The sequence below is a fragment of the Streptomyces sp. NPDC008121 genome, assembly GCF_042957155.1.
Lineage (GTDB): Bacteria > Actinomycetota > Actinomycetes > Streptomycetales > Streptomycetaceae > Streptomyces.
The window spans coordinates 12627-27840 of sequence record NZ_JBIBHT010000023.1 but is presented as its reverse complement, the minus strand read 5'-3'; the positions used below and the strand labels follow the sequence as shown (position 1 = coordinate 27840).

Below are 15214 nucleotides of genomic sequence, written 5' to 3'. Positions count from 1 at the left end.
TCCTGCGGTCTTCGGAAAGCGTGTACTCGGTGACCTTCTCCGCGCCGTCCGCACCGGTGACCACCGTGCGCAGCGGCAGCCCGAAACCCGCAGGCGGGCTGTCCGGGCCCCCACCGTCTCCGCCGCCCTGCGCCCTGTCTTCGCCGCCGGGCTCCCCGTCCAGGGCGGTGGGGTCGTAGGCGGTGACCGTCTTCGCCCCCGTCACATCCGTGCGCTCCACCTGGCGGCCGTGCTCATCGAACCGGGCGGTCTCCGTGGTGGTGCGGGTCCTGCCGGTGGAAGGGTCATGAACGGTGACCGTCGCCCGGACGGGTTTGCCGTAGTTCGCCGGCAGAGCCGACGCCGGCGGAGGTGCCTGCCCGCCGTCGCGTTCACCCTCATAGACAAGCTCCTGGGTCCGCACCGGCACCGGCTCACCCTTCACGTCCAGGTGGACGGTGCGTTCCTTCAGCAGATGCAGACTGTTGTAGACGGAACGCACCGTCGAACGCCCGTCGGACAGCTCCGTCACATACCGGTAGTCCGCATCCGCAGAATCGAACAAAGCATCCGCGGAGGGGTACTGGCCGCGTCCGGTGAAGTCATGCCCCGCATGCTCCCCCTCCGTACTGATCCTGAACGTGCGCTCCGGCGAGAGGTTCCTGCCCTCCCGGTCGGTGACCTTCAGCGAAGACACCACGGGAAACCCGTGCGGCCGGTCATAGCTGACCCGGGTGACCGCACCCGCAGGAGATTCGACCCCGGTCAGCAGACGGCCAGGCTGGCCGTCGGGGGTGTAGTCCCACGCCAGACGGACGGCCTGGTCCTCCGGATAGACCACCGACGTGAGCCGGCCGCCGTCCAGGTGCAGCACCACCTGCGGCCGCTGTCCGTCACTGCGGACCGGTGAGGTGACCGTGACCTGGTTTTCGGTGCCGTAACCGAACGTCACCGCCTGGCCGTAAGCATCTACCGCCTTCTCCAGGCGGTGCTGCCCGTCCCGGACCTCCCACACATACGCGCTCTCATGGCCGAACACATCCCGCTCAGCAACCAGATCACCCTCAGCAGAGAAGAAACTCTTCCGCCCGTCGGCGTAGGTGAGCACCCACCGGTACGCGCGTGACACACCGTCCATGCCCTCCCGGGCCGGCAGCGTCCCCGGCGCATCCCGCAGCGCCAGGTCGTTGAGCAGATACCGCTCCAGACCCGTCCCGGAGGTGCCGCCGGGGCGCAGCTGGTAACTGCCGCCCGAAGCGGTATGCAAAGTACCCGCGCCCTCCGGGTCAATGAACGCCTTCCCCAGACCCATCCCCTGGCCCAGAGCGTGCCGGTCCGCCCCCGCCGCAGCCGCACCCTGGCCATACGCCAGCGCCAGCTCCACCCCCGCACCACCACGCCCGGGCAGCGACACCAGCGGCAGCACCATGGCAAACGCACCCGTCTGCTCACTGACACTCCCCGAAGCACCCCCGCCCAACACCACCGCACCCGACACCCCCGCCGGACTGGACACAGGCACACCAGTCACGGCACTGGCCGTGACCGCCGGCACCGTGGTCACCGCCAACACCAGCACCATCGCCAGCGCCGTATACCGCAGCCGCCCCTTGCTGCGCCCCCCAGCCCGCACACCGGGAGAGACAGAAAACGCGGGCTGGCAAGGCATACCGGGCTCCAGACAAAGAAACACACAGGGCACCTGAACCCAACCCCGCCCCGACCTCCTGGGGGACCCTGCCAACAGAGGCGTATGTGGCCGGCGCAGGATGGCCGATCAGCTGACACGCCTCCGGCCGATCAGCCTCAGCGGCCAGGCACCTCCCGCGCGCTGCGGTCCGGGCCGTCGCAAGAAGCGTGACCGGGTGGGGGCTATGCCCTTCGCCAGCGGGATTGGCCTGGATGCCGTGGAGGTTGGCGCCATCAGATTCCGGCGGAGAGGGGCAGACCGGCCCGCTCGGTGATCAGACGGATCTGCGGCCCATACGTGCCCCCGGTCGGCAGGATCAGAATCTGTCAGGTCCCTCTCGATACCGCCGCCCGTATGGTGCCGCCCGTGTAGCTGAGGAACTGCCTCATAGTCACCTTGCGCCACGCCGCCGAAACGAAGGGTAAACGTCTGCCCAGAGAATCATTCAGTCCCCAGCATTCCCTCGCTGACCAGCCCCAGGAGAACTGCCCTGGGCCGCAGGTACGCGCGGCAGCCAGGGGACCAGGGCAGGCCTCAGGGCTGGCGTGTCGCAACGCGTCCCTCCTCAGACGGATGCATTCTGGTTGCGGTGGAGGGCATGGCCTCTTCGGTCGGATCGGGCCGTGCACTTCACCGCTTCCACACACGGGCGGCGCCGGCCGGGGGTGCATCTCCGGGCGCTCGCAGTCATCAGGTGCCGTGAGCGCCTGGGCCGCAAACGACGGTCAGGGCTAAGGCCGCGCTGTCGCAGACCTTGCGGTTCCTCAGCCAGGTGGTGATGCGGGACGTGCAGGCGCGGTGGCTTGCGGCCGGGGTCTGCAGCCGGTCAGCAACCCGACCGGGCTTTCATCCTGGTGAGATTCCAGCGCAGGAAGGCCGTCGTAGCCCCGGGTTGCGTCCAGCCCCCACCACCCGGCTCCTTGCTGCTTCGGCGGCAGCGCCCTGGACATCGCAGCCGGCGCTTGCCTGGCTGAGTACTCTCCATGCGCCGTCAGTCCCGGTCGATTCCTGACAGTGGCCGACTGGATCGCGGCGGGGTAGTACGGGATACGGGCCGGCGCTGCTGACGGCCTGCAGGCGCCAGGGGCAAGCACGGGGAGGACCGGATTGTGAGGCAGGCGGGGTCGTAAGTGCTGGCCGCGGTGAGGCCGTTGGGTGCGGTCCGGATCGCGCGGGAGAACCATGGCTGTGTGCTGCTGGATCGGCGATGACCTGCATGTTCATGCTGCATGCGGTCTGCAGCTTTCAGCGGCCAGCCAGGCATCTGAAGAGGACTTTGCGGACAAACAGTGCGAGGCGTACGATGAACGTCATGGGAAGTTCCTCCTCATCAGCGAATGAGAGTGTGAACAGGAAGGGCCTCGCCTCGGGTGACCGACCGGGCGGGGCCCTTTCCTTATTTCGCGTTCAGGACGGCTCATCCGCGACGCGGGGCGGACCGCTGCCGACGGCTGGCCGTGAGCACCCTCTGCAGGGTCCCGCCCCAGCCGGGGTGTCGCAGAGCGGAAATGCGGCGGCAACGAACTGATTTCTCACGGGAGCCCGCACGTTACCGAGCTGAACCGAATCTGAGGTCCAGCCAGCCGACAGCCCTCGATGCAGTGGCGGCGTAACAGGAAGCGGCGGCCGAGCCGGGTGCACCGGATGAGGCAGGCCGGGTAGGCGCATGCAGCGGTTAGCCGAAGCCAGCGGTCACGGGCCTGCTGCCCGCTGTGACGCTGACACGTGAAGGAACGTGACCTCACGGCCCGGGAGCTGCTGGAAATCATCGGTCTGGACGCGGCGGCGGGCACGATGGACGCCCCCACAGCCAGCGCGGCCACCGCGACGACGTGACCGGGGTCGATGTTGACTACTTCCTGACCGTGAAGGCCAGCCGGAAGTTGTCTGGCTCAAGGCGCTTTCTCGGACCCGGTACCCGCCCGCACCCGCAGCGGCCACGGGCGCGGCGGTAATGGCACGGGCCGGCTTCACCGGTGCCGCGCAGACCGCCCAGCTGCGGCGTACCGTGGCCCGGCAAGGGCAGGCGGGCGGTCGGGACCGTCTGCCTGATCACCAATGCGTGCACCGCACCGCCAGAACTCCTGAACTCCTGAAACGCAACGCTGACTTGCAGGGGTACCCTCCGATGCTTTCTCCGCACCGATGAAGCGATGCCGTGCCGCGGTGTCTACTTCGTCTTGTCCTGAGCGAGGAAGGCGGTCGCCTTTTCCAGAACCTCGATCGTGGCCTCCTGCTCGCGGACCTTCCGCCGCAGCCGGACCAGTTCCTCACGCTCGGCAGTGGTCAAAGTCCCGGCGGGCCCCTCACCGCGGTCGGTCTTCGCCTGCTTCACCCACCCGCGCAGCCCTTCCGGACTCACGCCCAGATCCCTCGCGACGTCGGTGACCGTCTTCTCCAGGGACAGCGCCAGGGCGGCCGCGTCCCTCTTGCGGGCCGTGTACCGCTTACTCATGCTGCTCACTACCTGTGTCTGCTTCCGCTGGAGCATCCGTCCCAGTTCAAAATGTCCGGCCGGCGGGGGGCTCACACCTATGCGGAGCTGAAGTCACGGGGCCGGGCGCGCGGGCCGTACAGCCCCGCGGCCAGGCCTGCACCGGCCGTGCTGAAGGCGGATCGGGGAATCTGGGCAAGCCGGGACCGGAGCCAAGGGCATGGCGGAGTTCCCGCTGATGTTCCGGCCGGATGCGGCGCCCTGGGCTGAGGGCGGCGCACGCAGACGTCATGCCCGGTGGACCGGAGCTGCACCGGAGGCCAGGGAAAACCCTTTACATGGTCCGTGCAGTCTCCACGCTGTCGGCGCATGGGAAGAGCTGTTCCGCACCCGTGATCTGCAGGAGTCGCCGAAGCTGTGCGGCCAGCGGACCGCTGAGCACGACCGGCACGATCTGGTTGAGCCGGATGAGGCAGTTCAGACCGCTGGAGTCGGCGAACGTCACTCCGCTCACGTCCAGCACGAGGCGTTCCACGCCAGGCTGGAGCGCCGCGTTCTCGCCTGCCTGCAAGAGATCGTTGGCGGATGACAAGTCGAGCTCTCCCTCGCAGCGGAGCACCCGGACATGGCCGTCCCCGGCGTCAGCTTGTACGTGAAGTCGCATGGATTCCTCCTCTGAGGTCGCGCAACTCTGGTGAGCCGCGCACAGGACGGGGCGCCCGTCCTGACGGATCCCGAGTTCACGCGGGCATCTACGGCGCATCCGAGACAGCTGTCGTGAGAGCGGCGTGACTGACAGGTCTCTGGCCTCGCCCCAGGCAGGGCGAACTGCATACGGACTGAGAAAGCCAGGTCAGAGTTCCGCCCTCCTTGGTGCAGATCACCGCACTCAGGGAACAACTATGGGTCCGGCTGGCCGGGACGGTAACCAGCCTGCAGGAGGGCGGGGCGGACGGTTCTGGGCGCCGATGGGGGCATGGCCATCATGGATCTATTGCATGACGGCCGATGTCGTCCGACCGGTTCTTGCAGGCATGCCGGATGCACGCTGCCCGCTGCGGTCCTCTGTCTCCGGCCAGCAGCTGTGCCCTTGGCGGCCCCGGTATCTCAGCGCACCCCCGGGGAGGGTGACGCAGCTGCGAGCTGATTGATCTCCCGGGTATGCAGGACTGCCGGACCAGCAGGGCGGAGCCGGACAGCAGCGATCATCGCGCGGCCCAGCTGGCCGGTGGTAGTCACGTATCGGGGAGCGATGCGCTGCAGGAGCGGATACAGCCCCGAAGTCACCCGGTACAGCCTGCGGTACAGGGGCGTCCTGGAAACGGCCCCGTCTTCCGGCTGAATGTAGGCAGGGCGGAACACGTACGTGCTGCCGGGCAGCGCCAGCAGCGCGTTCTCCGTGCTGCCCTTGACCCGGGCGCCCAGGAAGCGGCTCCTCTCCGTACTGTCGGCTCCGTGCCCGGAGATATAGACGAAAGCCCCCGCGGGGCTTGCTGCCGTCAGGGCCCTGGCAGCAGCAAGCGTGTAGTCATGCGTGACCCGGATGTACTCCTCCTCAGGACAGCCCGCGGAAGGCATACCCAGGCAGAACAGACAGCCGTCCAGCCCGGTGAGCTCGCTGGACAGGCCTGTGTAGTCGGTGAAGTCCGTGTGGACGATTTCCCTGACCTTCGCGTGCTGCACATGCAGGGGCCGGCGCACCACCAGGAGCACCTCACTCACGCCTTCGTCACGGAGGCAGGCCCGCACTGCGCCCTGCCCCACCATTCCAGAGGCCCCGAATACGACCAGACGCACGGCTGCTCCATAGGGAAGAATCAAAGGAAAAAGGAATGCCGGAAAATATGCAATGATCACACTGATCCCCGCGGTCTTCAAGGCAGTTCTGCCTTCCGGCAGTCCCGCAGCAGAGGGCGCCGGGGGACAATTGGACATGGCCGTCGTGCAGGCCCTGTCACTGATCTTCATGGTCGTCTTCGTCGTCATCAATACCACCGTCGATCTGGTCAGCCGTCGCCCTCGCCCCTCGGACCGCACAGAAGGAGGTCTGATGACCACCGCCCTGCCCACTCGCATCGTGCCCAGACGCCTTCGCGAATCACCTGGGCCGTAGCCCTCTACGTCCTGCTGGCCGTGCTCGGACCGCTGCTCGCTCCAACGGGATTCCAGAGCAGGCTGCAGGGCCGTTCCATCCCTGCCTCAAGCAGGGCACCAGGCACGGCGAGCTCGGGCAGAGTCGTAATTCACCCCTGGGCGCGCAGACCGCCTGCGTGGGGCACTCCTGCCGCGAACGCGGTCAGCTTCTACGGTAACCGCCTGCCCGTTCCCGTGACCGCACCGGCCGTGAATCCGGGGCACGCAGGCCCGTAGGGTAGCCGCTATGAGCGATCCTGAGGAGAACAAGGCAGCGGCTAAGGCGTTCTACGAGCTGATGTTCAACGAGTGCCGGCCGGCCGAAGCCATCGGCAGATACGCGGGTGACACCTACACCCAGCACAACCCTCACGTGGGGGACGGAAAGCAAGCATTCATCGACTACTTCGAGCGTATGGCTGCCGAATACCCCGGAAAGCGGGTGGAGTTCAAACGCGTTCTGGCCGAGGGAGACTACGTCGCCCTGCACTGCCGCCAGGTCTGGCCTGCGGAAGACTACGCCGGAATCGACATCTTCCGCTTCGATGGGAACGGGAAGATTGTCGAGCACTGGGATGTCCTCCAGGTCATCCCGCCCACTTCAGAGAACAGCAACACCATGTTCTGACCCGGACTGGGCAACCGCGGCACGGCAGTGGTAGTTCACGGCGGGTAGCCGGATCGGTGCAGGTCAGCGCTCTGACGGGGATGCTCTCGGGCCTGGGGCGGCCACTTCCCGCGCCGCGAGCCCCGGCAGGCTCTGAGGGAGACGACCGAGCGGTGGTGAACCGTCCGAGACCCAGAAGTGCCGGCCCGAGGGCCTCGGCGGCCCCTGCCTCAGGGGGCAAAGCCGAACTTCTCTGGGGAATCTGCCGGTCGGCGGGGAGGCCGGGCGAGCGGGGCCGTCAGGAGGTGGCAGGGCAGGTGGCGTTGATGCTGGTGTTAGCGGCTCTGAGGCGGTTGAGGGTGGTGTTGCGCAGAATGGCCGTGCCCCCTTCGGGGCCGTCGCCGGCGCGGGTCTGTGAGCGGCTCTTTGGCCCAGAGGGCGTCCCGCACGTAGTGGATCTTTTCGATGTGCCGGGGGCCGCCGCAGCGCCAGGGCAATGTTCTGGGGATTTGCCTGGCGGCCGGGCAGACCGAGGTGATGTAGAGGGTCTCGCGGGTCCGCTTGCCCGTTGCTGTGGGGGTGCGGGTGGACAAGGGCAGCCTGGCGGGCGTCGGGAAACTCCAGGTGGGAGGCCGTCAGAACCTGCACGACGCGAGTTTTTTCCACGGCCGTGTCCTTTGGCGCGCGCGGGCGTAGTACTTCGCGGTGGCCTCCTGCCAGGGTAGGCTCCGGCACCTCGCGCCGGCGCTCTGCTGGACCCTATGCAGCGGTCCACCAGCCCGCCCGCAAGGCCTCGACGCCAAGTATCTCCCGGTCCCCGATGCGCATCCCGGCATTCCTGCACCGTTGGCTGTGACTCCTCCCTAAGAGGCCATCTCATTTGGGTTACTCGGTATTCTGTGAGTCATGGTGGGGATCGTTGAGCGGCTGGTGCCGGAGGAGTTGTGGGAGTTGTTCCAGCGGGTGGTGCCGGAGGCGCCGTCGCGGCCGCAGGGCGGTGGTCGGCGTCGGCACGGCGACCGGGAGGTGCTGGCCGCGATCGTCTTCGTGGCCACGTCGGGTTGTACCTGGCAGCAGCTGCCTTCGGCATCGTTCGGCCCGTCCGGAGCGACCGCCCACCGGCGGTTCTCCGAGTGGTCGAAGGCCAGAGTGTGGGCCAGGCTCCACCGCCTGGTCCTCGACGAACTCGGTGCCCGCGGCGAGCTGGACTGGTCGCGTTGCGCGATCGACTCGGTGAACATGCGGGCCCTGAAAAGGGGGACCTGACAGGTCCGAATCCTGTCGACCGGGGCAAGTACGGCTCGAAGATCCACCTGATCACGCAACGGTCGGGTCTGCCCGTATCCGTCGGCATCTCCGGGGCCAACCTGCACGACAGCCAGGCCCTGATCCCGCTCGTGAAGGGCATTCCGCCGATCCGCTCGCGCCGCGGCCGGCGACGCCGCAAGCCCGGCGGCGACAAGGGTTACGACTACGCCCACCTGCGGCGATGGTTACGCGAGCGCGGCATCACCCACCGCATCGCCCGCAAGGGAGTCGAGTCCTCGCAACGGCTGGGCCGCCACCGCCGGACCGTGGAACGCAAGGCCGACCACATCCTCGCCTTCACCAGCATCGCCTGCACTCTCATCTGCTACCGCAGGCTCGCCAAATGAGATGACGTCTAAAAAGGACAGGGCTTCTCGCTATGCCTGGTTAGCGTTGCGACGGGCCAGCCGGCCCATAGTACGTTCAGGGCGCCCACCTTGTCCGTATGCGCCTGGTGGCCACAGGAGACCCGCCCGGCATGAAGGCCGGGATTACCTGCGAAGATCAAGGGATGGTCCTGCGCAACAGTACGTCCGTACCGGGTACATGACTGCAAAGCGCCGCCACCGGTGGGCAAAGCCAAGGCAGGGGTACAGCCCCAAAAAGGGAGAAGAGCCGGGCATGAACTCACCCGCCGCGCCGCGATGGCCCCTCCTGCTCACCACCCCCGGGGCAGGAAGGCCCCCGGGTGGCGGACTTCCCCCCGGGAAGGGGCAGATATGACCGGCGAACGGGTTCTGCCACCGTTAAGCACCTGGACAGCAGGCGGCCGCAGGCACCAGATCGGCACGCACTTCATCTTTGTACGCCAGGACGGCCCGGTCCACGGTCGGCCCGTCACCCTTCTGCACGGCTTCCCCACCTCCTCCCATGACTGGGCGGCGGTCGTACCGGCGCTGGCCAGTGCCGGACTGCGTGTGACCACCCTGGACTTCCTGGGCTTCGGGGAAAGCGACAAGCCCCGGGACCGCCCCTATTCGGTACTCAGCCAGGCCTCGCTGGTGGAGGAGATCTGGCGCGTACACGGAATCGGCAGTACCAGCCTCGTCGCGCACGACTACGGGGTCAGCGTCGGCCAGGAGCTGCTGGCCCGGGACCCTTCCCGGATTACCAGAATGGTCTGGCTCAACGGCGGCCTCTACCCTGATCTGCACCGGCCGCTGCCAGTACAGCGCCTCCTGCACAGCCCTCTAGGTCCCCTGGTGGCACCCCTCACCACCCAGCGGCTGTTCGCCCGGAGCATGCGAGCTGTTCTGGAACGGCCCTTGCACGATGACGACATGCGTGACCTGTGGACCTCCATATGCCGCGCAGGAGGCCACCGGGCCGCCCCCCGCCTGCTGCGCTACATCGACGAGCGCCGCCAGTACGCAGCGCGCTGGACAAGGTCTCTGGAAGGCTTTCCCGGCCCCTGCCTCTTCATCTGGGGGCCTGCAGACCCCGTCAGCGGGGCCCACGTACTTCCCCGGATCAGAGCTCGAATTCCCAGAGCCCAGATTGCGGAGCTGACCGCTCCGGCCGCCTGCGGCCATTACCCCCAGCTGGAGGCCCCGGAGACAGTCACAGCTACGCTCACCGGTTTTCTGGTGTGACCCCCAAGCCCCCAGCGTTCCTGGATCACTCGGCACAGTCCGGTGTGGGCTGAACACCGGAACAGCCGGGAGCTCACTGCGCAACACTCGGTTCGCGCAGTACTCACCTCATCCAGAGGACGGGCAGGCCGCCTGCTCACGGTCGCGTCGTGAGCGGTGAAGGCCTGCCCGGGGACGGCACGTGGTGCCGCTCACCCCGCCTTCGAGAGCGACAACAGCAGCCGCCCGGTCAGCTGCTCGAGCCCCCCGCCTACCCACGGCGTCACAGGCAGCAGACTGGCCCCGCCGGCACTGGCCTGTACGCGGCGGGCAACGCCCGGCAGATCGCCGCGGCGTAGGTGGCCGGTCCATCCCGGCCCGCCACTTCGGCGGCCGAGTGGCCCCGTCCCTGTCGGCCCACGCACCCGTCCCGGGACATCCCGGGCCCGGGATACGACCAGGACCGACCGCCTCAGCACTGTTTGCGGCAACCTCGACGAGCCCTGCCGGCAGTCCATCAACACCACCGCTACAGGGAAGCTGACAGCTGGTGCTGTGTGAGGGCTCATGCGGCGGTGACTTCGGGTTCGGTGACGGTGAGGATTTCGCGGGCGCGTTTAGTGCTGAGGCCGAGGCGGCGGAAGCAGTCTGGGCGGCTGAGGCCGAGGCAGGTGAAGAAGGCCAGTTCGTACTGGAGAAGCGGAGTGTTCCAGCGCTGTTGGGCTCCGGGGAGGCGGGTTCCGTTCGGGGTGGTGTCCGGGCAGTCGATGCTGTGTTCATCCCAGGCCAGCGGGGGGTCCCACGATCTGACGGCAGCGCGCCGCCGGGCTCGAGGGGAGGGGCCTGGTCGGTAGGCGAGATGCACCCACGCAGTCAGGATGCCACCTCGGACAGCAGGGGTGCTGGTGCATGATTTCGCGAAGTCGGTGAGTGCTTTCGGCGTGGTAGCACCGGCTTTGGCTATGGCAGGGAGAGTCCAGCCTAGGGCGCACATGGCACGCAGGCGCCGCAGGAGGCCGATATCCGTGACGTGACGGCGGCGTGGGAATGCCGGCGGGGGCAGTTCTTGCACGGCCAGAACCCGCCTGGCGACGTCAGCGCTGATTCCCCGTCGCGTGTTGCGGTCGTGGTCGACCAGCGCGGAGGTGAGCGTGCTGGGATTTACTTTGGCGGTCTGGGCGATAAATGCAATGCTCGCTCGGTCATAGTGCTGCTGCAGTTTTCGGACATGGTCGACGACGGGTTGGGCCTCAACGGTGTCACTGCGGCGCATTGCGCGTTCGGGCAGGGGGGTGTGGCCGCCCAGCGCGAGCAGCCGGTCCGCAGCGGCCGCCTGGATTCGCCTGGGCCGGCCGGCATCTACGTCATGGAGCGCGGCCGCCAGCGTCGTAGGCGACACGTTGGCCGCGCGGGCCAGAGCTGCTTGCGACAAGTGAGGGTGCGCGGCCAGGAGTCCGCGCACGTGCCGTAATGCGGCGGTGGCATCGGTAGCGCATCCGCCGTAGCCCCGGTCACGGTGTGGCAGATCGTCGGGCACGACGCCCAGCAGGCGGACCGCTACCTGAGCGCTCACGGCGCGTGGTGTGCCCGGCCTGCGCTGAGCATCAGACAAGAGCGATTTGAGAGTGGAAGGGGCAATGCCGGCCCGCCGGGCGATGGCTGCTACCGGCAGTCCAGGGCGTTGAGCGATCAGCTCCTGGACGTGATCCGACACCAGGCGGGCGTCAACTAGGTCGGTGCGCATGCAAAAGTAGCCTGGTCTGACGAGTGATTTATTTTATGCTGGCAGGAGATTCTGGTGTACTCCCGAGCTTGAGGCCTGGGGCCTGCAGCCTGGGCAGCCTAACTCCTACCGGTGGCCTTCTGCTGCAACGCCTTGTGCCGGGCCTCTCGCCCTGGTCCTACCAGTGCTCACCGGCAGTCTAGCCTGCCCGTCCGGCGGCCAAACGGCTGCGTGCGGCGTTGATGTTGCCGTCGCGGACGGCCTCGCATACCTCGAAGGTCCACTTTAAGGACGACGTTCAGCGGCCAAGCCGCCCTTGGTCCCGCAGACGGAAGCGGCCGTGCCTGGGCGGAGGACAGCTGATCGGCCGGCTTCGTGCCGGCCGGCTATCCCCGAGTAAGCGCGTTTGCGCCCCTGTTGGCAGGAACGTCCTGGAGGCCTGGGCGGGGTTGGGTTCAGGTGTCCTGAGATCTTCTTCCGTCCGGATCTGGTATGCCTCGGCAGCCCGTGTTTCCCCTCTTTCCCGTTGTGCGGGCCGGGGGTGCGCGGCGTCGAGGGGCTGCAGCGGGTGGGGCTGGCGGCGGCGGTGGTGCGGGTGGCCACCGCGGTGCCGGCGCTGCCGGGGCGGGGCATCAGCAAACCGACGAGGACTCCTGGACGATCGGGGCTGACCCTCAACCCCGATCACCAGGGCGGCCTCCGCGAAGGGTGAGTTTGAACCATGCGGGGCCTTCTGGCCGGAAACAGTGCGCTGTGGAGGGACGGGCCGGATGGAGGACACCCGGGCCATACGGAGGTGGAGGTATTCGGGGGAGAGGGTCGGCCGCCCGGGCGCCGTAGTTTTGACTGGAGAGGGGGACAGCAGCTTGGTTGGCTCGAGGACTGTCGGCAGACGGCCGGCGCTGCCCGGGCAGAGACTCGCACTGCACAGGGCGCTGCTGTCCGCAAAGGGGCGCGAGGCCTCCCCAGGGCAGCCCCCGGGGCAGAAAGCAGACTTCACGATGGCAGTCGGTTACCAGCTCGCCTATGCACGGCGGGCCACCTTCACGGCATTTGCTCTGATGGGAGCGGTAAGCGCGGTCTGGGTGGTTCGCATCCCGGCACTGCGGGAGACCATGAAGCTCTCTGAAGCACAAATAGGGATCGAGGTTCTCGCGTGGGGGATGGGTGCCCTTGTTGCTATGCAGGCGTCCAGAAGGCTGTTTGCCCGTCTCGGAACGCGGTGCATTCTCAGAGTCGCCCTTCCCGGCGCGGTAACAGGCCTCCTCCTTCTGGCCTTCGCCCCCAGCTACCCCTTCCTGCTGGCCGGCGGCTTCATTTTCGGCATTCTCTTCGGGCTGGTAGACGTTGCAGCCAACGCCCAGGCAGCGCAGCTGGAGCAAGCCAGCGGACGGCCCCTGATGGGAATGATGCACGCAGGCTGGAGCCTTGGCGCCGTGGCAGGCGGTGTTGCAGGGGCCGCAACTGCTTCCCTGGGCATGGGTTTTACCGCATCTGTGGCCAGCGTCAGCCTTCTGGCCCTTCCCGGGGCCCTGGCAGTCACGTCGCACTTCCTGCCTGACCAGGATAGCTCTGACTACACAGACTTCATGCCTGACCGCCTGCCGCGCACAGTGCTGCTGCTCGGGGCCCTGATGTTCTGTGCGTTTCTGGCGGAGGGAGCGGTCGCCGACTGGAGCAGTCTCCACCTGCACGATGGATTCGGTGCGTCAGAGGCTGTCGCCGCTCTCGCATACCCGGTTTTTGAACTTGCCATGCTCACCGTCAGGCTGGGATGTGACCGGATAACCCGTCGGTTCGGAGGGCGCGCCTTGCTCGCTGTGGCAGGGCTTGCCGCAGCGCTCGGGTTTGCCGTGGTCATCTTCTCCCGCAGCGTCATTTTCGTATTCGGCGGGCTCTCGCTGGTCGGCGGGGCCATATCGGTGGTCGTACCGCTGACATTCTCCCTCGCCGGTCTGGCAGGAGGGCAGCAGTCCTCAGCAGCGGTGGCCCGGGCCGGGACCCTGGGATATACAGGACTGCTTCTAGGGCCGGTGGCAATCGGTTTTCTGGCGGAGCACTCGTCAGTGCGCGCAGGTTTCGGCGTTGTTCTGGCAGCCTGCGCACTAATCGCCGCCGGCGCTTGGGCCCTTCCCGACCTCCGGGTAGGCGGAACAAGCGGAGTGCCTTTGCCCCCGTAGGCCAGAGACGATAGCGCGGGCGAACGGTCACAGATCGTCTACCGGGGAAAGCCCAAGGCTGAGAGCCGGTGACCCTGAGGGCCCGTACGCCAGTGCCGCCGTCACCCACAGAACAGACGCCGGTGCGTTCTGCCCACGATGGCCTGCGGTGTAGGGATGGGGCCTGCCGCACCGGCCGACCACATCACCGTCCCCGCAACAGCGTCTGCCGCCGACACCAACTCCGCCACCTGCGACCGCTGACCTCGTGGCGCCAGACCCGTCGAAGGACGCGCAGCCTGCCTCGGTGGCTTCAGCCACCGCGGCAGGTGCCGATGGCCCGCCCGCCCATGCCGCCGAAGGTGGAGCGCTTGTGGGCGCGGTACTGGGGCTCTTTAATGATGGTGTCTGGAGCGGGCATAGGCCGACAGCGGACGGTGACCGTCCGCAGCTCTTCCTGCGACTATTGCGCCCGTTATCGGCTCTTAATTCACAGTAGTGGCGCTTCAGGCGGCTGGTCTTTACGGCTCTGCGATCGGATATCAGGTTTACAGCCGGCCTATGAATAGGCTAGGGGGTAACGAATGAGACTTCGAACATGCGAGGCCAGAATTTACCGGTGACCAGGAACTTGTCAGTCCCTGGTACGGCGGCGATGCCGTTCAACTGCTGGTCTCTGCGGCGTTCGGAGGCGGTCAGGAGTCCAGCTGCGTCGATGTGCGCGGTGACCGAACCGTCGTGCGCGTCGATGCGCAGGATCGTGTCCGTTAAGAACACGTTGGCATAGATGAAGCCGTCGGGCCCGCATTCCAGTTCATTGAGCCGTGTAGCGGGCACACCGTTCCGGCCCACGTCGATGCTGCCCGTCGGCCTGAAGGTGCCGGGGTCACGGAAGGTGAGCCGGCCGGTGCCGTCACTTATGACCAGCCGTTCCCGCCCTTCGATGTACTGGTGGCACAGGCCCCAGCCTTCGCCCTGGTAGCTGACTCGGCGACGTTCCGCGAGCGTAGCGGGGTCACGCTCGATGGCGATGCCGTTGCGCCAGGTGAGCTGCCACAGTCTGGTGCCGGACAGCGTGATGCCCTCCCCGAACAGCGGTACCGGCAATTCGATTCGCTGAGCGGGCGGCATGCCTGGCAGGCCAGCACGCAGGGAGGACCGGCCGACCAGCCCCGTGCTCTCGTAGAGGGTGGCGCCGCGGAACTCCAGACCCTGGGTGAACGCCCCGGGATCATGGGGAAGAGTGCCCCGCACAGCGGCCCGCAGTATCTGGACGCGAGTACCGGCGGTGGCATGGACAGGCGCGCTCGCCATGGGCTGTGCCCGGGTCGGCATACCGCCGACAGGACCGGAGGGGAAATATGCGTCACGGCTGTAGCGGGTGATATCTCCAGGCACAGCTGAGCCAGCAAGCAGCGCCCCACCAACGGTCACCGCTACTGCCGCCCGTACCCGTGTGCGCCTGCCAGGCCCGGAGAGCCCCCTGCCCCCGGCGACAGCCTCGCTGGCTCTCCGGACAGCCCCAGAAGGCCACTTCAGTGCCCACACCTCCTGCACATGATCCTTGATAGCACCGGGCCGCGGCGGCTGCTGACTGGTGCACAGAATTC

10 protein-coding genes are annotated in these 15214 nt (G+C 67.4%); 4 read left to right on the top strand and 6 right to left on the bottom strand.

The genetic code is table 11. From position 1 onward, the window contains the following. From ACFZBD_RS33790 to ACFZBD_RS33775, 4 genes are all read right to left on the bottom strand, one after another. A partial coding sequence (locus tag ACFZBD_RS33790; RefSeq protein WP_391147258.1) for a hypothetical protein occupies nucleotides 1–1561 on the bottom strand: 1561 nt, incomplete at its 3' end. Between the two features lie 2278 nt (nucleotides 1562–3839). Continuing rightward, nucleotides 3840–4124 carry a transposase gene (locus ACFZBD_RS33785; protein WP_391147255.1) on the bottom strand — a complete coding sequence of 95 codons (285 nt, stop codon included), beginning with the start codon at nucleotides 4122–4124 and terminating at the stop codon, nucleotides 3840–3842. A 313-nt stretch (nucleotides 4125–4437) separates the two neighbouring features. Next, nucleotides 4438–4767: an STAS domain-containing protein gene (locus tag ACFZBD_RS33780; protein WP_391147252.1), complete on the bottom strand. Its 330-nt coding sequence runs from the start codon at nucleotides 4765–4767 to the stop codon at nucleotides 4438–4440. Nucleotides 4768–5210: 443 nt separating this feature from the next. Next, on the bottom strand, nucleotides 5211–6089 hold the full coding sequence (locus ACFZBD_RS33775) for an epimerase (protein WP_391147249.1): 879 nt from the start codon (nucleotides 6087–6089) through the stop codon (nucleotides 5211–5213). Between the two features lie 394 nt (nucleotides 6090–6483). Between ACFZBD_RS33775 and ACFZBD_RS33770 the strand changes: the two genes are divergently transcribed. The 3 genes from ACFZBD_RS33770 to ACFZBD_RS33760 all read left to right on the top strand — a co-directional run bounded on the left by ACFZBD_RS33770 (nucleotide 6484) and on the right by ACFZBD_RS33760 (nucleotide 9743). Continuing rightward, a complete protein-coding gene (locus ACFZBD_RS33770) occupies nucleotides 6484–6864 on the top strand; it encodes a nuclear transport factor 2 family protein (protein WP_391147248.1) in 381 nt (126 codons plus the stop codon). 885 nt (nucleotides 6865–7749) lie between these two features. Then, a protein-coding gene (locus tag ACFZBD_RS33765) for an IS5 family transposase (RefSeq protein ID WP_391147245.1) occupies nucleotides 7750–8498 on the top strand; the annotation gives its coding sequence in 2 pieces (ribosomal slippage) (nucleotides 7750–8098 and nucleotides 8098–8498; 750 coding nt in all). A 372-nt stretch (nucleotides 8499–8870) separates the two neighbouring features. Beyond that, nucleotides 8871–9743 carry an alpha/beta fold hydrolase gene (locus ACFZBD_RS33760; protein ID WP_391147242.1) on the top strand — a complete coding sequence of 291 codons (873 nt, stop codon included), beginning with the start codon at nucleotides 8871–8873 and terminating at the stop codon, nucleotides 9741–9743. 544 nt (nucleotides 9744–10287) lie between these two features. Here ACFZBD_RS33760 and ACFZBD_RS33755 read toward each other — a convergent pair. Beyond that, nucleotides 10288–11295 carry a hypothetical protein gene (locus tag ACFZBD_RS33755; RefSeq protein ID WP_391147239.1) on the bottom strand — a complete coding sequence of 336 codons (1008 nt, stop codon included), beginning with the start codon at nucleotides 11293–11295 and terminating at the stop codon, nucleotides 10288–10290. A 920-nt stretch (nucleotides 11296–12215) separates the two neighbouring features. Here ACFZBD_RS33755 and ACFZBD_RS33750 point away from each other — a divergent pair. After that, a complete protein-coding gene (locus ACFZBD_RS33750) occupies nucleotides 12216–13625 on the top strand; it encodes an MFS transporter (RefSeq protein WP_391147236.1) in 1410 nt (469 codons plus the stop codon). A gap of 549 nt (nucleotides 13626–14174) precedes the next feature. Here the strand turns inward: ACFZBD_RS33750 and ACFZBD_RS33745 are convergent. Beyond that, a complete protein-coding gene (locus ACFZBD_RS33745; RefSeq protein WP_391147234.1) occupies nucleotides 14175–14918 on the bottom strand; it encodes a glutaminyl-peptide cyclotransferase in 744 nt (247 codons plus the stop codon). Nucleotides 14919–15214 lie beyond the last annotated feature (296 nt).